This window comes from Serratia sp. NA_112.1 (assembly GCF_052691715.1).
In genome coordinates, this window is sequence record NZ_JBQZFO010000014.1 from 1 (window position 1) to 20107 (window position 20107).

Annotated in this window: 15 protein-coding genes and 1 pseudogene; 7 read left to right on the forward strand and 9 right to left on the reverse strand. The window is 54.1% G+C overall.

Features of this window, described 5'->3' with window-relative positions:
* Positions 1-71 precede the first annotated feature (71 nt).
* From actP to acs, 3 genes are all read right to left on the reverse strand, one after another.
* Positions 72-1724 (reverse strand): cation/acetate symporter ActP, encoded by a 1653-nt coding sequence (gene actP, locus ACUTQ5_RS19965; protein ID WP_445652655.1) that lies wholly within the window; start codon positions 1722-1724, stop codon positions 72-74.
* The gene (locus tag ACUTQ5_RS19970; protein WP_445652656.1) at positions 1721-2032 is read right to left on the reverse strand and encodes a DUF485 domain-containing protein; all 312 of its coding nucleotides are present in this window, start codon (positions 2030-2032) and stop codon (positions 1721-1723) included. The genes actP and ACUTQ5_RS19970 overlap by 4 nt, the downstream gene beginning before the upstream one ends.
* Before the next feature lie 92 nt (positions 2033-2124).
* Entirely contained in the window at positions 2125-4083 is a 1959-nt protein-coding gene (gene acs, locus ACUTQ5_RS19975; RefSeq protein ID WP_445652657.1) for an acetate--CoA ligase, read from the reverse strand.
* A 781-nt stretch (positions 4084-4864) separates the two neighbouring features.
* Between acs and gltP the strand changes: the two genes are divergently transcribed.
* A complete protein-coding gene (gene gltP / locus ACUTQ5_RS19980) occupies positions 4865-6181 on the forward strand; it encodes a glutamate/aspartate:proton symporter GltP (protein WP_445652658.1) in 1317 nt (438 codons plus the stop codon).
* A gap of 227 nt (positions 6182-6408) precedes the next feature.
* Here the strand turns inward: gltP and actS are convergent, their stop codons facing one another.
* Complete coding sequence (gene actS, locus ACUTQ5_RS19985) at positions 6409-7158, reverse strand: amidase activator ActS (protein ID WP_445652659.1); 750 nt, start codon at positions 7156-7158, stop codon at positions 6409-6411.
* Positions 7159-7322: 164 nt separating this feature from the next.
* Between actS and ACUTQ5_RS19990 the strand changes: the two genes are divergently transcribed.
* On the forward strand, positions 7323-8069 hold the full coding sequence (locus tag ACUTQ5_RS19990) for a sulfite exporter TauE/SafE family protein (protein WP_445652660.1): 747 nt from the start codon (positions 7323-7325) through the stop codon (positions 8067-8069).
* Positions 8070-8089: 20 nt separating this feature from the next.
* On the opposite strand, the pseudogene ACUTQ5_RS19995 reads toward ACUTQ5_RS19990, so the two are convergent.
* Positions 8090-8210, reverse strand: a pseudogene (locus tag ACUTQ5_RS19995) (DUF4942 domain-containing protein); the annotation flags it as partial.
* Between the two features lie 773 nt (positions 8211-8983).
* Between ACUTQ5_RS19995 and ACUTQ5_RS20000 the strand changes: the two are divergent.
* From ACUTQ5_RS20000 to ACUTQ5_RS20020, 5 genes are all read left to right on the forward strand, one after another.
* On the forward strand, positions 8984-10594 hold the full coding sequence (locus tag ACUTQ5_RS20000) for a tryptophan halogenase family protein (RefSeq protein ID WP_445652661.1): 1611 nt from the start codon (positions 8984-8986) through the stop codon (positions 10592-10594).
* The gene (locus tag ACUTQ5_RS20005) at positions 10594-11679 is read left to right on the forward strand and encodes a monodechloroaminopyrrolnitrin synthase PrnB family protein (protein ID WP_445652662.1); all 1086 of its coding nucleotides are present in this window, start codon (positions 10594-10596) and stop codon (positions 11677-11679) included. The genes ACUTQ5_RS20000 and ACUTQ5_RS20005 overlap by 1 nt, the downstream gene beginning before the upstream one ends.
* 41 nt (positions 11680-11720) lie before the next feature.
* Positions 11721-13424, forward strand: coding sequence for an NAD(P)/FAD-dependent oxidoreductase (locus ACUTQ5_RS20010; RefSeq protein WP_445652663.1), 1704 nt, complete (start codon positions 11721-11723; stop codon positions 13422-13424).
* 21 nt (positions 13425-13445) lie between these two features.
* Positions 13446-14540, forward strand: a complete 1095-nt coding sequence (locus ACUTQ5_RS20015; RefSeq protein WP_445652664.1) for a Rieske 2Fe-2S domain-containing protein — start codon at positions 13446-13448, stop codon at positions 14538-14540.
* 166 nt (positions 14541-14706) lie between these two features.
* On the forward strand, positions 14707-15951 hold the full coding sequence (locus ACUTQ5_RS20020; protein ID WP_445652665.1) for a cation:proton antiporter: 1245 nt from the start codon (positions 14707-14709) through the stop codon (positions 15949-15951).
* A 224-nt stretch (positions 15952-16175) separates the two neighbouring features.
* On the opposite strand, the gene ACUTQ5_RS20025 is transcribed toward ACUTQ5_RS20020, so the two are convergent.
* From ACUTQ5_RS20025 to ACUTQ5_RS20040, 4 genes are all read right to left on the reverse strand, one after another.
* Positions 16176-16397 (reverse strand): IS3 family transposase, encoded by a 222-nt coding sequence (locus ACUTQ5_RS20025; RefSeq protein WP_445652666.1) that lies wholly within the window; start codon positions 16395-16397, stop codon positions 16176-16178.
* Positions 16398-16470: 73 nt separating this feature from the next.
* Complete coding sequence (gene licT, locus ACUTQ5_RS20030) at positions 16471-17313, reverse strand: BglG family transcription antiterminator LicT (protein ID WP_445652667.1); 843 nt, start codon at positions 17311-17313, stop codon at positions 16471-16473.
* A 165-nt stretch (positions 17314-17478) separates the two neighbouring features.
* Complete coding sequence (locus ACUTQ5_RS20035; protein ID WP_445652668.1) at positions 17479-18825, reverse strand: OprD family outer membrane porin; 1347 nt, start codon at positions 18823-18825, stop codon at positions 17479-17481.
* 90 nt (positions 18826-18915) lie between these two features.
* Positions 18916-19704 (reverse strand): histidine phosphatase family protein, encoded by a 789-nt coding sequence (locus ACUTQ5_RS20040; protein WP_445652669.1) that lies wholly within the window; start codon positions 19702-19704, stop codon positions 18916-18918.
* Positions 19705-20107 lie beyond the last annotated feature (403 nt).

Consider the following 20107-nt stretch of genomic DNA (forward strand, 5'->3'; position numbering starts at 1 on the left):
CCTTAGTGAAGAACCTATTGGCTTAGGTTCAGTAACAGTGGGTTCAGCATGCTGAACCCACTGGTTTATTTTTAATGCGAACTGCCCTGGGAAATTCCCAGTCCGGTTTGCGAACGAACAAACTGGGCACGGAAGCGTTCACGTTCCTGTTGCCCGGCCAGTGAGCTGTCGCTGACCGAGAACAGCCAGGTGCCGATAAAGGCGACCAGCATCGAGAACAGTGCCGGATACTCATAAGGGTAAATGGCTTTTTCGTGTCCCAGGATCTGTACCCAAATTGTCGGGCCAAGGATCATCAGGAGCACCGCCGTCAGCAGGCCAAGCCAACCTCCAACCATGGCGCCGCGAGTGGTCAGGCGTGACCAGTACATCGAAAGAATGATAATCGGGAAGTTACAACTGGCAGCGATAGAGAAGGCCAGCCCGACCATAAAGGCGATGTTCTGTTTCTCAAACAAAATCCCCAGCGCAATGGCCACGATGCCCAGGATGATCACGGTAATTTTGGAAACCCGCAGTTCATCACGTTCAGTTGCCTTACCGTTTTTAATCACGCTGGCGTACAGATCGTGAGATACCGCAGAAGCCCCTGCCAGCGTCAGGCCGGCAACCACCGCCAGAATGGTGGCGAAGGCGACCGCCGAAATAAAGCCGAGGAAGAAGTTACCGCCGACGGCGTTGGCCAAATGCACCGCCGCCATATTGGTGCCGCCTAACAGCGCGCCGGTTGCATCTTTGAACGCCGGATTAGGGCCGACTAATAAAATCGCGCCGAAGCCGATAATAAAGGTCAGGATATAGAAGTAACCGATAAAACCGGTAGCATAGAACACACTCTTGCGGGCTTCTTTGGCGTCGCTGACGGTAAAGAAACGCATCAGAATATGCGGCAGGCCGGCGGTACCAAACATCAGTGCCAACCCCAGCGAAAGCGCAGAAATGGGGTCAGAAACCAGGCCACCCGGGCTCATGATAGCTATGCCTTTCGGATGCACCTTCACGGCTTCGGCAAACAGGGTATTGAAGTCAAAATTGACCGACTTCATCACCATCAGCGCCATAAAACTGGCACCGGCCAGCAACAATACCGCTTTGATAATCTGTACCCAAGTGGTTGCCAGCATGCCGCCGAACAAGACGTACAACACCATCAGGATGCCGACCAGGATCACCGCCACATGGTAGTTGAGACCGAACAACAACTGAATGAGCTTACCGGCCCCAACCATCTGTGCAATCAGGTACAGCGCGACCACCACCAGTGAACCGCAGGCCGAAAGTGTGCGGATGGGTTTTTGCTTCAGGCGGTAGGAAGCCACGTCGGCAAAGGTATAGCGGCCCAGGTTGCGCAGGCGTTCCGCAATCAGGAACAAAATGATCGGCCAGCCGATCAGGAAGCCGATGGAGTAAATCAGCCCGTCATAGCCAGAGGTGTACACCAGTGCGGAAATACCCAGGAAAGAAGCGGCTGACATAAAGTCGCCGGCAATCGCCAGACCGTTCTGCAGGCCGGTGATTTTGCCGCCGGCGGTGTAATAGTCCTGCCGTGAACGAGTTCGTTTGGAAGCCCAGTAGGTGATGTACAGCGTGGCTCCGACAAACAGCACGAACATCACGATCGCCTGAATGTTCAACGGCTGGCGATGTACTTCGCCACTGATGGCATCGGCAAAAGCCAGGCCCGGCAGCATCAGCAGGGCGGCGACAGACAATAAAGGCCTCATTTCTTCACCTCACGCAAAATTTCTGCAGTCAGGCGATCGAACTCGCCGTTGGCGCGGAATACGTAGATCCCGGTCAACACGAAAGAGATCACGATCAGGCCGACACCTACCGGGATCCCGCGGGTAATGGTCGATCCTTCAGCGATCGGTGTGCCCAACCACTGTGGTTCGAAGGCGATCAATAAAATAAAGCTGACGTACAGCGCCAGTGTAATCAGTGAAAGCAGCCAGGCGAATCGGCTACGTTTTCGCACCAGTTTTATAAAGCGCGGGTTTTCCTCAATCCCTTGATAAATGGTGTCATTCATCAGAGCATCTCCAGTAGGTATTGATAGAGTACGCCGCGCTTAATGCCGAACACCGGGTTATTTTCCCGCTGCTCGGCCTGAGGCGGCGGAAATTACGACGGAACTTTCATTGATTGTTTTTCTTCCAACAGCTTATCGACTACGGCCGGATCCGCTAGCGTTGAGGTATCACCCAAATTGCTGGTATCACCGGCGGCAATTTTGCGCAGGATGCGGCGCATGATCTTGCCGGAGCGCGTTTTTGGCAGAGAGTCTGTCCAGTGCAGCACGTCCGGTGTGGCGATCGGTCCTATTTCTTTACGTACCCAGTTACGTACTTCGGTATATAGCTCAGGCGTCGGTTCTTCACCGTGATTCAGCGTGATATAGGCGTAAATCGCCTGGCCCTTGATGTTATGTGGAATACCGACCACCGCCGCTTCGGCAATTTTCGGGTGGGAGACCAGGGCCGACTCGATCTCGGCGGTCCCCAGACGGTGGCCAGACACGTTAAGTACGTCATCGACACGGCCAGTGATCCAGTAATAGCCATCTTCGTCACGGCGTGCGCCGTCACCGCTGAAATACATCCCTTTAAAGGTGGAAAAGTAGGTTTGTTCGAAACGATCGTGGTCGCCGAACAGCGTGCGAGCCTGCCCTGGCCAGGAGTCGGTGATCACCAGGTTGCCTTCACAGGCACCCTCCTGCACAGTGCCGATATTATCGACCAGCGCCGGCTGAACACCAAAGAACGGCCGCGTAGCGGAACCGGCTTTCAACTCGGTGGCTCCGGGCAGTGGGGTGATCATAAAGCCGCCGGTTTCGGTCTGCCACCAGGTGTCGACGATCGGGCATTTGCCGTTGCCGATTTTATTGTAATACCACTCCCAGGCTTCCGGGTTGATTGGCTCGCCGACCGACCCCATGATGCGCAGTGAGTCGCGTTGGGTGCTTTCGATAGCTTTGTCACCTTCGGCCATCAGGGCACGAATGGCGGTAGGAGCGGTATACAGGATATTGACCTGGTGTTTGTCGATCACCTGTGACAGACGGTTAACGCCAGGGTAGTTGGGCACCCCTTCAAACATCAGGGTAATGGCACCGCAGGCCAACGGGCCGTATAACAGATAGCTATGGCCTGTGACCCAACCGACGTCGGCGGTACACCAATACACATCGCCGTCGTGGTAATCGAAGACGTATTTAAAGGTCATGGCGGCATACACCAGATAACCGCCGGTGGTGTGCAACACGCCCTTGGGTTTACCGGTCGAGCCAGAGGTATAAAGGATAAACAGCGGATCTTCCGCATTCATCTCTTCTGGTGGACAGTCGGCTGACACACCCTGAGTCAGTTCATGCCACCACAGATCGCGGCCTTCCTGCCAGTAACCCGGTTTGCCGGTACGCTGGAACACGACGACGTTGGTAATGCTTTTCACGCCTGGATTTTTCAGCGCGTCATCGACATTTTTCTTCAGCGGAACCGCGCGTCCGGCGCGCAGGCCTTCGTCGGCGGTGATAACCAGTTTGGAGTTAGAATCAATAATGCGCCCGGCCACGGCTTCCGGCGAGAAACCGCCAAAGATCACCGAATGTACGGCCCCGATGCGGGCGCAGGCCAGCATGGCGACAGCTGCTTCCGGCACCATTGGCATATAGATAGCTACGACGTCGCCTTTCTTGACGCCCAGTTTTTTCAGCACGTTGGCGAATTGGCAGACATCATGGTGCAGCTGTTTATAGGTCACCTGTTTTGACTGGGTGGGATCGTCACCTTCCCAGATAATGGCGGTTTGGTTGCCGCGTTCGGCCAGGTGGCGGTCGAGGCAGTTGGCTGCCAGGTTCAGGGTGCCGTCTTCAAACCAGCGAATGCTGATATGGCCCGGATCGAATGAGGTGTTTTTTACCCGGGTATAAGGTTTTATCCAGTCGAGGATTTTTCCCTGCTCACCCCAGAACGTTTCTGGGTCTTGCACAGATTGTTGATAATATTGTTGGTATTGCGTCGGATTAATCAGGGCGTGTTCTGCAATTGCAGAAGGAATAGCGTGTTTATGCACTTGGCTCATGGCTTTTCTCCTTGAAGTTGTTAATGATATGTCAAATGAAGGTTAAGTATAGTTTGCTCCGATTCTTTGTTTCTTTTTTGGGCGGCAGATCACGCAACGAAGATATTGATTTGTAATAGTTCTACCCCATTTGTGTGGGGTATCTACCTGTTTGGCGGGAGAAAACGGTTAGATAGGAAGTTTTAGTCAGAAAACGTTATATAAAGAACTAAAAAGAATAACCAATTCGGTCATGAATGTACGTTTTATAGATAATAGTGAATATAAAGAACGCATTTAAACTATTCAGGAATATAGTTTGACTGAATTGCTATAAGTAAAGCGCCTAGAAATTGTTATTAATTAAATAGAGTGTGGCTTCTCCAGACGATGATCATCATTATTTTTCATTTTAAAAACTTACGCGTAACATAATAGAAACATAATCATCAGACTAAATATGCAGGATTAGCGAAAGTTAACGTACTTTTATCCACCTTGGAACGCCGGGTCTTGGAAGGTTCTGTGAGATATTTCACAGGAAATTATGCTTTTAATTACAATAAATTATGCCTTTCGAAATTGACAATCAGATTCTGTATGGGGTGTGATTTACAGAAAAGCCAGCTAAAACAAGTCTTGCAGACCATGCTGTCCAAATGGTACAGATTTAGACAGCGTTGCACTAAGGGCAGGTGGGCGCCTCCTGGTTATTAACATAAGCCTGTATTAAATGATTAAGTATTCTTTTCGGCGCGTTATTATAAATGTGCCGAAAAGAGTCTTTGAGGACTTTTTGGGTATGAAGAGTGTAAAAATAAGTCTTGCCTGGCAAATTATGATTGCATTGGCGTTGGGTATTGTCGTTGGGGCGGTGCTCCATAATCAAACTGAATCCCGAGAGTGGTTGGTCAGTAATATTCTCAGCCCGGCCGGTGATATATTTATCCGCCTGATTAAGATGATTGTGGTGCCGATCGTTATTTCGACGCTGGTGGTGGGTATTGCCGGAGTGGGGGATGCGAAAAAGTTAGGCCGGCTCGGGTTGAAAACCATTATTTACTTCGAAGTAATCACTACTATTGCCATCGTGGTCGGGCTGACGTTGGCTAATGTTTTTCAACCCGGTCATGGCATCGACATGTCGACGCTGACTGCGGTGGATATCTCGCAGTATGAACAAACCACCGAGCAGGTGCAAAGTGGCTCACACAGCCTGGTTGCCACCATTTTGTCGTTGATCCCGTCAAATATCTTCGCCTCAATGGCGAAAGGCGACATGCTGCCGATTATCTTTTTCTCGGTGCTGTTTGGCCTGGGTCTGTCGTCACTACCGAAAGAAACCAAAGAGCCATTGCTGAAGGTGTTTAAAGCGGTTTCCGAAAGCATGTTTAAAGTTACGCATATGATTATGCGTTATGCGCCGATTGGGGTGTTTGGTCTGATTGCAGTGACGGTGGCCAACTTTGGCTTCGCCTCGTTGTTACCCCTGGCCAAACTGGTACTGCTGGTGTACCTCGCGATTGTCTTCTTTGCGTTGGTGGTACTGGGGGCAGTCGCCCGTTTCTGTAACCTGCGTATCTGGACGCTGATCCGCATCCTGAAGGATGAGTTGATCCTGGCCTTTTCCACTGCCAGTTCGGAAACGGTGTTGCCGCGTATCATTGAAAAGATGGAGGCTTATGGCGCGCCGAAGGCGATCACCAGTTTTGTAGTACCGACCGGTTACTCCTTCAATCTGGACGGTTCAACGCTGTATCAGAGCATTGCCGCTATCTTTATTGCGCAGCTGTATGGGATTGAGCTGTCCCTGGGCCAGGAAATTGTGCTGGTGGTGACGCTGATGCTTACCTCCAAGGGGATTGCCGGTGTGCCGGGTGTTTCCTTTGTGGTGCTGTTGGCGACGCTGGGAAGTGTGGGGATCCCGTTAGAGGGTCTGGCGTTTATCGCCGGCGTAGATCGAATCCTGGACATGGCGCGGACCGCACTGAACGTGGTAGGCAATGCGCTGGCGGTGCTGGTGGTAGCAAAATGGGAACATCAGTTCGACAGTAAAAAGGCTTTGGCCTTCGAGAAAGAGTTCTTGTCTGGCAAGGCCAGGCAGATAACAGACTCTTAACCACTTTTGGGCGAGATCGTTATGACGAATAAACCCGCCTGATGGCGGGTTTAGGTTGCTGACAAAGCAGGAAAAAGCGTGGTTTTTCCTGCTTTGTGGTGAGCAGCCGAAAATCAATAAATTGATTTTCCTGATTTTTTTTTATCGGCCTCTACTCGCTCTGGGCAGGAATGAGGTTTGTCATCAGTCTGAACCCGCCTGATGGCGGGTTTTTTATCGTATCGGGCTCAGCAGGAAGGGGAAGAACCCTGAGCCGGCAGGAAGCGCAGCGGATCCAATGCGGTAGCACGATAACGGATCTGGAAGTGCAGCATCACCTTATCGGTTCCTGTGCTGCCCATGGTGGCAATCTTCTGCCCGGCTTTCACTTCCTGAGCATTGCGAACCAACAGGGTATTGTTGTGGGCATAGGCACTGATGTACTCATCATTGTGTTTGATCATAATCAGATTGCCATAACCGCGCAGTTGGTTGCCGACATACACCACCCGTCCTTTGGCTGCGGCAAAGACCGGTTGTCCGCGGCTACCGGCGATATCGATGCCTTTATTGCCCCCGTCGGCGGTCGAATACTTGCTGATAATGTTGCCCTGGGTGGGCCAGCGCCAGCATTTGATACTGCTGCGGATCGGTGGCGCAACGGCTGCAATCTGGCTGGTTGACTGTGTTTTGCGTGTCTTGCCTTTCTTTGCCGTCGCGTTATTTAATGCCAGCTTTTGGCCAATCTTGAGGTTGTAGGGTTTGGGGATTTTATTGCGCCGGGCCAACTCGCTGACTTCGCTGTTGGTGATCCAGGCAATGTAGAAGAGCGTATCGCCACGTTTGACGGTATAAGTGTTGCCGTTATAGCTGCCTCTGGCCAACCGATCATAATCGCGGTCATAGCTGTTCGATTTCTTTCCGGAGCCGCACCCCAGTAATCCCAGACTGATTACGCACACGGCAATCAGCCGCCATACAGCGAATGTGCTTCCCATACTCAAATATCGTCCTTAAACGTCGTCGCGTTCTATTGTGATCTGCCTATAGTAACATCAACGGTCAGGTGGTCAAAAACGCCGCCATGGACTAAATTTTGCCGGCTCAGGCCGAAGGTTTTGCCGTTTGGCTCAAAAATGTTCATGGATTGGGAACAACTGATATGCAAGAAACCTTAACGCTTTCCGGTTATCTGGTGCTGGCCGCCACACTATTAGTGGCTTATGTGATCTTCGGCATTGCCGGTTTTGGTTCCGCGTTAGTCGCCAGTCCGATAATGGTACTCTATATGCCGGTGGCGAAAATCGTCCCGTTGCTGGCTCTGCTGGATATGTGCGCGGCTATTGTTAACGTCAGTCGCGATGGGCGGAATGCCCAATGGCCTGAATTAAAAAGGCTGGTCCCATTGATGGTTATCGGCAGCCTGTTGGGGGCAGCGATTCTGCTAAAGACTCGACCCGAAATTCTGTTGCTGGCGCTGGGGGTTTTTGTGGTGTTCTACGCGCTCTATTCACTCAGTGGTTTAAAGCCCGCTCGGCAATTTTCACCCAGAGCGGCCGTGCCTTTTGGTTTGGTGGGGGGAATATTCAGCGCACTATTTGGCAGCGGTGGCTTTATCTACGCCATTTATCTCAGCGGCCGGATCGAGAAAAAAGAGGCTTTCCGCATAACCCAAACCACGCTGATTGGTATGAGTACCCTGACTCGGGTGGTCATTTTTGCTCTGGCGGGTGTTTATCTGGACGTTGACTTATTACTGCTGGCACTAGTGCTGGTGCCGGGCATGCTGGTGGGGATTATCCTGGGCCGTTACTTCACGCTGAAGATGTCGCGTGAGCAATTCCTCAAGCTCATCAATGTGATCTTGTTTGCTTCCGGCGCTATGTTGATTGTTAAGTACTTTAGTTGACGGCGATGGCGGGGCGAAGTTGAACTCCCAACGGTTATAGCTCACCAGATTGTTCACGATGATTTTTTTATCAAATTGACATGGACTGCTGCTTTTATAATCCCAGCTCAAACCTTTAAACACATTGATCACACCTCGCTCAATGCTGGTGTACCAACAGTGGATTCGCTGTGGCGTGGCAGCCTGTGGGGAGAAGGCATTATACCCACCAGGATTCCCCTCGACGATATGTCAATGGATGGGTATTTGAGGCAGAAAAAAATTTCCGAATGTCGTTGAGTATTCGTATGAAAATTAGATGGATAATTGTTTTTAGACTGAATGCTTGATTTTGCAAATAATATTATTCTACGGATATTTTTATACATAAGTAACGTATGAGTAGAGACCGATTATTTTTTTTTTGCTGGCAAGTTGCTAATGCATCACCTATAACTAACTGGGTTTTTAATTATTGCAATTGTAAGCGTGCTAACGATTAATAATACATTAATATCTAATCGATAGGATATTTATTTAAGGAACAGGCCAAGTCTGAACTGGCAGTGATTAAAAACTTCGAGCATGATCTTTTGGATAAGGTGTGTTGCCTTTTTTATTGTAAAAATACAGTAAAAATAATGTGTTGTGCGTAAATTACTTGGAGGTGGGCAGGGGCGTTACAAGGGTTGATTTTATTATTTAGAATAATGAGGTGTTCTTGTTTTTCCTGCTTTACCCGTAATTATAACCGGTTGAAAATAATATTTTTTAACCGGTGGTGGGGTTGTGGGTAATTAGGTTTTGAGGGGGCGACTCGTGTGAGGATATATCGCAGAGTTAATTCTGAAACGGAATTTGCACTTTTTAGATTAGATTCTAGTCTGAATTAGAACCTAATTTAACATCTCCACTACTTCCTATGGGAGAGTGTCATGAGCAAACCGATCAAGAATATCGTCATTGTGGGCGGCGGTACTGCGGGCTGGATGTCCGCCTCATACCTCGTCCGGGCGCTCCAACAGCAGGCGCACATTACGCTCATCGAATCTGCGGCGATCCCCCGGATCGGCGTGGGCGAGGCGACCATCCCGAGTTTGCAGAAGGTGTTCTTCGACTTCCTCGGGATACCGGAACAGGAGTGGATGCCCCAGGTGAACGGTGCGTTCAAGGCTGGCATCAAGTTCGTTAATTGGAGAATGTCTCCCGACCACTCGCGTAACGATTACTTCTACCATTTGTTCGGCAATGTGCCGAGCTGCGACGGCGTGCCGCTTACCCACTACTGGCTGCGCAAGCGCGAACAGGGCTTTCAGCAGTCGATGGCGTACGCCTGCTACCCGCAGCCCGGGGCGCTCGACGGCAATTTGGCACCCTGCCTGCACGACGGCACCCGTCAGATGTCCCATGCGTGGCACTTCGACGCGCACTTGGTGGCCGATTTCTTGAAGCGCTGGGCCGTCGATCGCGGGGTGAACCGAGTGGTCGATGAGGTCGTGGAGGTTAACCTGAACGAGCACGGCTTCATATCCAGCCTGATCACCAAGGAGGGCCGGAAGCTGGAGGCGGATCTGTTCATCGACTGCTCCGGCATGCGGGGGCTCTTGATCAACCAGGCCTTGAAAGAGCCCTTCATTGACATGTCCGACTACTTGCTGTGCGACAGCGCGGTCGCCAGCGCCGTACCCAACGACGACGCGCAAGTGGGGGTCGAACCCTATACCTCCTCGATCGCCATGAACTCGGGGTGGACCTGGAAGATCCCGATGCTGGGCCGGTTCGGCAGCGGCTACGTCTTCTCGAGCAAGTTCACCTCCCGCGACCAGGCCACCACCGACTTCCTCAACCTGTGGGGCCTCTCGGACAATCAGCCGCTCAACCAGATCAAGTTCCGGGTCGGGCGCAACAAGCGGGCGTGGGTCAACAACTGCGTCTCTATCGGGCTGTCGTCGTGCTTTTTGGAGCCCCTGGAATCGACGGGGATCTACTTCATCTACGCGGCGCTTTACCAACTCGTGAAGCACTTCCCCGACACCGCGTTCGACCCGCGCTTGGCCGACGCGTTCAACGCCGAGATCGTCTACATGTTCGACGACTGCCGAGACTTTGTTCAGGCGCACTATTTCACCACGTCGCGCGAAGACACGCCGTTCTGGCTCGCGAACCGTCACGACCTGCGGCTCTCTGACGCCATCAAAGAGAAGATTGAGCGCTACAAGGCGGGGCTGCCGTTGACCACCACGTCGTTCGACGATTCCACGTACTATGAGACCTTCGACTTCGAATTCAAGAACTTCTGGTTGAACGGGAACTACTACTGCATCTTTGCCGGCCTGGGCATGCTGCCCGACCGGTCGCTGCCGCTCTTGCAACTGCGACCGGAGTCGATCGAAAAGGCCGAGGTGATGTTCGCCCGCATCCAGCGTGAGGCCGAGCGTCTGCGGGCGAGCCTGCCGACGAATTATGACTACCTGCGGTCGCTGCGAGAGGGGGAGGTGGGGCTGTCTCGATCCGGGCCGACGCCCGCGTCGCCGGGGTTCCGGTAGTGGAGCGCGCTCTGGACCGAGCATGCGTATTCGCGGCCACGCACGCTGCCGTGGCGGCCTGCGATCCGCTGCAGGCCCGCTCGCTCGTTCTGCAACTGCCGAACCTGAACCGTAACAAGGACGTGCCCGGCATCGTCGGCCTGCTGCGTGAGTTCCTCCCGGTGCACGGCGTGCCCTCCGGCTGGGGCTTCGTCGAAGCTGCCGCCGCGATGCGGGACATTGGGTTCTTCCTGGGGTCGCTCAAGCGGCACGGACACGAGCCGGTGGACGTGGTGCCCGGGCTCGAGCCGGTGTTGCTCGACCTGGCGCGGATGACCGACCTGCCGCCGCGCGAGACGCTCCTGCATGTGACGGTCTGGAACCCCGCGGCAGCCGACGCGCAGCGGAGCTACACTGGGCTCAGCGACGAAGTGCACCTGCTCGAGAGCGTGCGCATCTCGATGGCGGCCCTCGAGGCGGCCATCACGGTGACCGTCGAGCTGCACGAGGTGCCCCTGAGATCGCCCGCGTTCGCGCAAGGGTGCGACGAGCTGGCAGCCTATCTGCAAAAAATGGTCGAATCGATTGTCTATGCGTACCGCTTCATTTCGCCGCAGGTTTTCTACGATGAGCTACGTCCCTTCTACGAACCGATTCGCGTCGGGGGCCAGAGCTACCTTGGCCCCGGCGCCGTAGAAATGCCCCTTTTCGTGATGGATCACGTCCTGTGGGGCTCGCAATCGGACCACCAGGCTTATCGAGAATTCAAAGAGACGTACCTGCCTTATGTGCTTCCCGCGTACCGGGCGGTCTACGCTCGGTTCGCTGGGAAGTCGTCGCTCGTCGACCGCGCGATCGGTGAGGCGCGAGCGGCCGGTGCGCAGGGTGAACCCGTCCGGGCCGGGCTGGCGGCCCTCAACCGGGTCTTCGTGGTCCTGCTGCGCTTCCGGGCACCTCATGTTCAATTGGCGGAGCGGGTGTACGAAGTCGGGCGAAGCGGCCCGGCAATCGGCAGTGGGGGGTACGCGCCCAGCATGCTCGGCGATCTGGCCACGCTCACGCTTGACGCGCGCTCCCGCATCCGCGCCGCTCTCAACGCGTCCTGACGCGCGTCCATCTGTTCCCTTTCATAAGGAGATTTGCCTCCATGACTCAGAAGAGCCCCGCGAACGGGCGCGATAACAACCACTTCGACGTGATCATCCTCGGCTCGGGCATGTCCGGCACCCAGATGGGAGCTATCCTGGCCAAACAGCAGTTTCGCGTGCTGATCATCGAGGAGTCCTCGCACCCGCGGTTCACCATCGGCGAATCGTCGATTCCCGAGACGTCTCTTATGAACCGCATCATCGCCGATCGCTACGGCATTCCGGAGCTCGACCACATCACGTCGTTCTACTCGACGCAGCGTTACGTCTCGTCGAGTACGGGCATCAAGCGCAACTTCGGCTTCGTGTTCCACAAACCCGGCCAGGAGCACGACCCGAAGGAGTTCACACAGTGCGTCATCCCCGAGTTGCCCTGGGGACCGGAAAGCCATTATTACCGGCAAGACGTCGACGCCTACCTGTTGCAAGCTGCCATTAAATACGGCTGCACGGTCCGCCAGAAGACTAAAGTGACCGAATATCACGCCGATAAAGACGGCGTCGCGGTGACCACAGCCGAGGACGAACGGTTCACCGGCCGGTACATGATCGACTGTGGAGGACCCCGCGCACCGCTCGCGACCAAGTTCAATCTTCGCGAAGAGCCGTGTCGCTTCAAGACGCACTCGCGCAGCCTCTACACGCACATGCTCGGGGTCAAGCCGTTCGACGATATTTTCAAGGTTAAGGGGCAGCGTTGGCGCTGGCACGAGGGGACCTTGCACCACATGTTCGAGGGGGGCTGGCTCTGGGTGATCCCGTTCAACAACCACCCGCGGTCGACCAACAACCTGGTGAGCGTCGGCCTGCAGCTTGATCCGCGTGTCTACCCGAAAACGGACATCTCCGCGCAGCAAGAGTTCGACGAGTTCCTCGCGCGGTTCCCGAGCATCGGGGCGCAGTTCCGCGACGCTGTGCCGGTGCGTGACTGGATCAAGACCGACCGTCTGCAGTTCTCGTCGACCACCTGCATCGGCGATCGCTACTGCCTGATGCTGCACGCGAACGGGTTTATCGACCCGCTCTTCTCCCGGGGGCTCGAGAACACTGCGGTAACCATCCACGCGCTCGCGGCGCGCCTTATCAAGGCGCTACGCGATGATGACTTTTCCCCTGATCGCTTCGAGTACATCGAACGCCTGCAGCAAAAGCTTTTGGACCACAATGACGACTTCGTCAGCTGCTGCTACACGGCGTTCACGGACTTCCGCTTGTGGGACGCGTTCCACAGGCTGTGGGCAGTCGGCACGATCCTCGGGCAGTTCCGGCTCGTCCAAGCCCACGCGAGGTTCCGTGCTTCGCGCGACGAGGGCGACCTCGATCATCTCGACAACGACCCCCCGTACCTCGGGTACCTGTGCGCAGACATGGAGGGGTATTACCAGTTGTTCAACGACGCCAAGGCCGAGATCGAGGCCGTAAGCGCCGGGCTCAAACCGTCCGGGGAGGCCGCGGCGCGGATCCACGCCCTCATCGACGAACGAGACTTCGCCAAGCAGATGTTCGGTTTCGGGTACTGCATCACCGGGGACAAGCCGCAGCTCAACAACTCGAAGTACAGTTTACTGCCGGCGATGAAGCTGATGCACTGGACACAAACCAGCGCGCCGGCAGAGGTGAAAAAGTACTTCGACTACAACCCGATGTTCGCGCTGCTCAAGGCGTACATTACGACCCGTATCAGCTTAACTCGTAAGAAGTAATCGGCCGTCGAGGACACAAAAATGATGAGCGACATTCAATGGGTTCAAACGAGCGTCGAGGAACATCCTTCGAGGGTGTACGACGCGACCACGAGCGTGGCCGCGAGTTGGTACGTCGCGATGCGTTCGGACGACCTCAAGGACAAGCCGACGGAGTTGACGCTCTTCGGCCGTCCGTGCGTGGCGTGGCGCGGCGCGATGGGGCAGGCCGTGGTGATGGACCGCCACTGCTCGCACCTCGGCGCGAACTTGGCCGACGGACAGGTCAAGGACGGGTGCATCCAGTGCCCGTTTCATCACTGGCGGTACGACGAGCAGGGCCAGTGCGTTCATATCCCCGGTCACAACCAGACGGTGCGTCGGCTGGAGCCTGTGCCGCGCTCGGTGCGCCAGCCGACGTTGGTTACCGCCGAGCGATACGGCTACGTATGGGTCTGGTACGGCTCTCCAGAGCCACTGCACCCGCTGCCCGAAATCGCCGCAGCCGACGTCGACAACGGCGACTTTATGCACCTGCACTTCGCGTTCGAGACAACGACGGCTGTCTTGCGGATCGTGGAGAACTTCTACGACGCGCAACACGCGTCCCCCGTGCATGAGCTCCCGATCTCGGCCTTCGAGCTCAAGCTGTTTGACGATTGGCACCCGTGGCCGGAGGTTGAGTCTCTGGCACAGGCGGGCGCGTGGTTCGGTGCCGGGATAGACTTCACCGTGGACCGGTATTTCGGGGTCTTCGGCATGCTGGCACGTGTGCTCGGCCTGAACATGTCGCAGATGAACCTGCACTTCGATGGCTACCCCGGTGGGTGCGTCATGACCGTCTCCCTGGACGGAGACTTCAAATACAAGCTGCTCCAGTGTGTGACGCCGGTGAGCGACGGCAAGAACGTCATGCACATGCTCATCTCGATCAAGAAGGTGGGGGGCGCTTTGCGCCGCGCGACCGACTACGTGCTGTTCGGGCTGCAGACCCGACAGGCGGCGAAGTTCGACGTTAAAATCTGGAACGGGATGAAGCCGGACGGCGGCGGCGCGTACAGCAAGTACGATAAGCTCGTGCTCAAGTACCGTGCGTTCTACCGGGGCTGGGTCGACCGCGTTGCGAGTGAGCGATGATGCGTAAGTCGGCGGCCCTAAACGAGCCGGTCTCGGACAGGTCGTTCCGCCAGGCGCTCGCGAACCTGGCGAACGGCGTCATGGTCATCACGGCGTATGGCGCGGCGGGTCCGCTCGGGCTCGCGGCCAGCAAGTTCGTGTCGGTGCCGCTTTTTCCGAGGTATTCATGACTGTCTGGCTGTTGCAACTGGTGCTGGTGATCGCGCTCTGCAACGTCTGCGGCCGCATTGCCGAACGGCTCGGTCAGTGCGCGGTCGTTGGCGAGATCTCTGCCGGTTTGCTGTTGGGTCCTTCGCTGTTGGGCGTTATCGCACCGGATTTTTACGACGCATTGTTCGGCCCACGCGAGCTGTCGGCGATGGCGCAGGTCGGCGAAGTCGGCCTGATACTGCTGATGTTTCAGGTGGGTCTACATATGGAGTTGGGCGAGACGCTGCGCGACAGGCGTTGGCGCATGCCCGTCGCGATCGCCGTGGGTGGGCTCGTCGTACCGGCTGCGATCGGCATGATCGTCGCCATTGTCTCGAAAGACATGCTCGCCAGCGATGCACCGGCGCTGCCTTATGTACTCTTTTGCGGTGTCGCGCTTGCGATATCAGCGGTACCGGTGATGGCGCGCATCGTCGACGACCTGGCGCTAAACGCCATGGTGGGCGCACGGCACGCAATGTCTGCCGCGATGCTGACGGATGCGCTCGGATGGGTACTGCTTGCAACTATTGCTTCGCTATCGAGCGGGCCTGGTTGGGCATTTGCGCGCATGCTCGTCAGCCTGCTCGCGTATCTGGTGTTGTGCGCGTTCCTGGTGCGCTTCGTGGTTCGACCGATGCTTGTGCGGCTCGCATCGACTGCGCATGCGGCGCGCGACCGCTTGGCCGTGTTGTTATGTTTCGTAATGGCGTCGGCACTCGCGACGTCGCTGATCGGATTTCATAGCGCATTTGGCGCACTTGCCGCGGCGCTGTTCGTGCGGCGCGTGCCCGGCATCGCGAATGAGTGGCGGGATAACGTCGAAGGTTTTGTCAGACTTGTGCTGATGCCGGTGTTTTTCGCGTATGCGGGGCTGCATGCGTCGATAGGCACGATCGATGACGCGGCATCATGGATGTGGTTCGGTGTATTCTTCGCGGGCGGATTCATCGGCAAGTTCGGCGGCAGTTATCTGGGCGCGCGTGCCACCGGGCTTGTGCCACGCGATGCGATGCTGGTGGGTTCGCTGATGAATACGCGCGGCTTGATGGAGCTCATCGTCCTGTCAATCGGTCTGCAGATGCAGATCCTTCCGCCAAAGGTCTATACGATCCTCGTAGTGTTCGCGTTGGTGACGACGGCGCTGACCGTACCGCTGGTTAGATTCACGCTGCGCGTGCAATTGCGAGCGACGCCGGCAATCCCGGACGCCGATAAGTGACGCGCATCTGGCAGGCTGCGCTAATTGAAAATTGCTGCCTCTGGCGGATCGCTACGCATACGCACCATGGCTATAACCAGCGATCGAAAAAAGGACGCCTGTGCTTTCACACTGGCGTCCTTTTTAAGAGGAACCTGGTTATTAACATCGAGTGCGCAAATTCGAAAAACACTGCGCTCTTAACTTTCTAGTTCTGTAACGGTCACCTAAAACCGGACACAGATTTAGGCACATTGCTGTAGTCGGCGTTCATATTCGTCCGGCGATATATTTCCCAGCCGATAATGCCGCCTTTTCAGATTATAAAAACTGTCGATATAATCGATAACGTCTGCAATACCCTGACTTCGGGTTTCATAACAACGGTAGTTAACTCTCTCTGCTTTCAGGCTGCGGAAAAACCTTTCCGTAACAGCATTATCCAGGCAGTGACCTTTTCGGCTCATGCTACCTGTAACTGAACCGTACCGGTTTTGTGGGAGAGACCCTCTTAATGACAATTTTCCGCGTTACCGCGCCTCACGGCGTTTTACGCCCCTCTTTACGCACCCGCTCAATATGGATAGAGAGAAACATAATCTCCTCCGTACTCAGATCACGCTGGTAACTGCGGTGCAGGTGCAAGGCAATCTTTTCCGCGCAGGCCCAGGCTTTAGCATAGTTATTCTTCACCGCGCTGTGCAGGGTTTCGTCATCATCGGGCACTACCGTTCGCGTTAGCATCCGTTGGGTGAAAAATTTCAGGTGAGTGACAAAACGCTGATAGTTTAGCGAATTCTCATCATAATCCAGCCGCAGTTGATACTTCACGAGATGCAGGATCTCTTGCATCACCCGGGTAATATGCATCACTTCCGGTATTTCATTGTTAAGCTGGGCGGTTACCAGGTGCAGGGCGATGAATCCGGCCTCATCCTCCGCCAGTTCGACGCCGAGGCGCTTGTCGATAATCGCCCGTGCTTCCTGCCCCAGTTCGAACTCGCGCGGGTAAAGACGCCGGGTTTCCCACAGCAACGCATTCTTGATAGCCAGTCCTTTCTTTTGCCGTTCGATCGCGTAATGGCAGTGATCTGTCAGGGTGATATAGAGGCTCTCCTGCAGCTTGCCCAACCGGGTACGCGCCAGTTCAATGATGCGATCGCAGGCAGCCATCACCTCCAGTGGGATCTGGCTTAACAATTCACCGAGGCGGTTAACAAGCTCGTCGCTCTGCAGCGAGAATACTTTTTCGATACGTGTTTCGTCGAGAACGTCGCCCACCCGCTGCTGAAAAGCCAGCCCACGGCCCATTACCACCTGTTCGCGTTGCTGCTCATCCAGGATAACAACCACATTATTATTAAGTATTTTGGCGATTCTCATCCAAGCCCCGAAAACAAAAAAACCTGACTTCCGACATAGTCAGAAAATCAGGTTTTGCCTGCAGATGCAGCTACAATCCATTTCTGCAATTTAACACTTTTTCTCTTAGGATTGAACTTCCTACGGGAGAAACGTGATTCGGATCGCGAACACCGGTTACGAATATCAGAACATACGGAAACGGTATTCGATAATCACTTCCGACGAGAGCGTATGGGTCCGCGTATAGCGTCCATCCGTCAGAACCGGCGTTTTTCCGCTGCTTTTATACGACCATCCTGGACCGAACATCGCCCATACCGTCAGGTTTTTAAACGTTGGGTCGGAAGGAACCCAGCGGGTGAAGGCGTTAATTTCACCGGTGCGCACGTGATTGCCTTTGTAATTGAAATTGGCAATGTTGCCGGCTAACCCTACTGCCAGATCCGGCGTCAACTTATAGTCCGATATCGTTGCAAGCATGAGTTCCCCGTCGCGCATGTAGTCATCACCCGCATAGGCCATGGAGATAAAAGTACCGCGCGAGTTTTTACTCATATGCCGCGGGTAAAAGCCGACTTCATTATTGGCTTTCTGAGCATCGGTATAGCCTATGCCCCACTTGCTGCTCCAGCGATCCGCTTTCCATGTCGCGTCGAGAGCGAAATGCCAGGCATTGTTGTCGAAGTCTCGTTTGCTGGCGGGCATGGAAGCATATTCGTCAAGGGCATGGGTCGCGTATATCTGTGTACCGATATTCAGCCGCTCCATGGGTTTGAGATTGGTGAATAGCAGGTGACGGCGCAAGTAGTTGTCGCTTTCGCCATAACCGTATTGCACATCCAGCAGCCGGCTTTTCCACTGCAGGTCACCACTGGTGAGGTGGTTGATTTCACGTCCTGTGTTGGTCTGGAAGTGTTTTTTGTCCGGCGAGTTACGGTCCATCGAGTTTTCGACGTACGCTCCGCGCAGGGTCAAGCTATCATAGCTGACAGCTCCGCTCCAGCCGGAGTAGGTGGTTGGCGACAGGCGCGTTGAGGTAGAGATGACGCCAAAATTTTTCAATACTTGCCAGCCCCATCGGGCGTTGAGCTGTACGTCCGCCACGTCATATTTCAGCTTGATGTTGCGCTGGCCAAACTTGGAATACCCTTCCGCGTTGCTTTTCTTATTTCCGCTCCCGTTGTTATAAAGTACGCCGCGAGAGTTAAAATAATCACTGGCACCCAGTTTGACGGCACTGTAGTAGACGACATCAACGCCGATAATATCAGAAAAGTAACCGGACTGATAATCAATGGAGACACCCTGCGCCCAAGCATTATGCACGCGCTTGGGGTTGGAGTTTTCCTCCTTAAGATATTTCCAGTAATTCTTAAGTGATAATCCCATCTGTGAATCTCGGAAGAAGGGATCGGCAATCACGTTATCCATTAGCGTGGTTTGTTTAATGCCGTCATTATTATCGGCGGCCAAGCAGGTTGCTGAAATGCCGAGCGAAATAAATGCCATAGCAGTACGATTCAGATTCATAAAATACCTTAATAACGGGCTGCGGCGCGCCCTTACCTACGCGCGGCAATATTATCCGAGGCCAATAAAAATAAATTGGCCAATTTTTTATTATTGGTTTTTTAACGCTTTCTTACCGGCTTCGACATATTTTAGTGTGCCGATTTCAGGTACTGTATAGCGGCCGTCTTTATAAACAATTTTTACCACGGCAGCATTGGACAGCGGCTTATTTTTTGCCGGATCATCGGTCAGGCCAGAGATCATTATTTGCATCGATGTTCCTGATGATATCGCCAGAATATTTTTGTCGCCTTCGGTTTTGGCTTTCTTGATGATGGTGTCCAGAGCCGCCTGAGTACGCTCCTTCACCTGGTCATAATTTTCCGCCAACCCTTTGGGGTCGGCTTTGGCCAGCGCGTTTTGGTTATCGCGCACCGCCAGCGTCCCTGCCTTCATGGCGCTGAACAGCGCCGCGCCATCGGCCAGCCCCAGTTGACGCGCTCCGGCGTCAGCCATCTCTTTATTAAAACCGCCTTCAAAGCCGCCGAAGAAGGCTTCGCGCAACCCGGTCAGTTCGGTGAGCTGATAATCCGTGACGCCCGCCTGCTTCAGGATGACAGCCATGGTTTCGCGTTGTCGTCCGGCGTCACTGGTGTAGAAACGGTCAAATTTAATTCCTTTTAATCCTTCGCCTAAATAACGAGCCACCCGTACACCGTCTTCTGTCAGCGGCGAATCGGCCCATCCCTGAACGCGATCAAAAGTATTAAAAAGAGTTTTTCCGTGGCGGGCGAAATAAATGGTAACCGTATCATCAGGAGATATTTTTACGTCATTTTCCGCTGAGCAGGTTGCCGTAATTACAACAACCATTAAAGCTAAAATCCATTTTTTCATTTTATATCCTTCCTTCTATATTCTGTTTTTCCAGATCCCCAAAAATAAAAAAACCACGTCCTGTTTCGGGAGTAACGCTGGCTACTCGCGATATCTGACGTGGGTTTTGCCTGTATTCACAGTAACAATCCAATTGCCGCAAAAATATCACCGAAAATGGGAAATAACATCCACTTTTTTGATACCACATGAATAACCGTGATCGTGTTCACATCATCAAGGGGAAGATAAAAACGCCGGAGGCTCGCCAATGCAAGATAAGGCGAATAGGGAGGTGGGTATGCATAAGAATGACAGTGTCATAACTAAAAACGATTTTATTCTCTGCTGCGGGACGTCTTATTTTATTTGTTGAGCGCTGTCACAGAAAATAGTTAGTGCCTCTGGACAGAAATAAATTCCG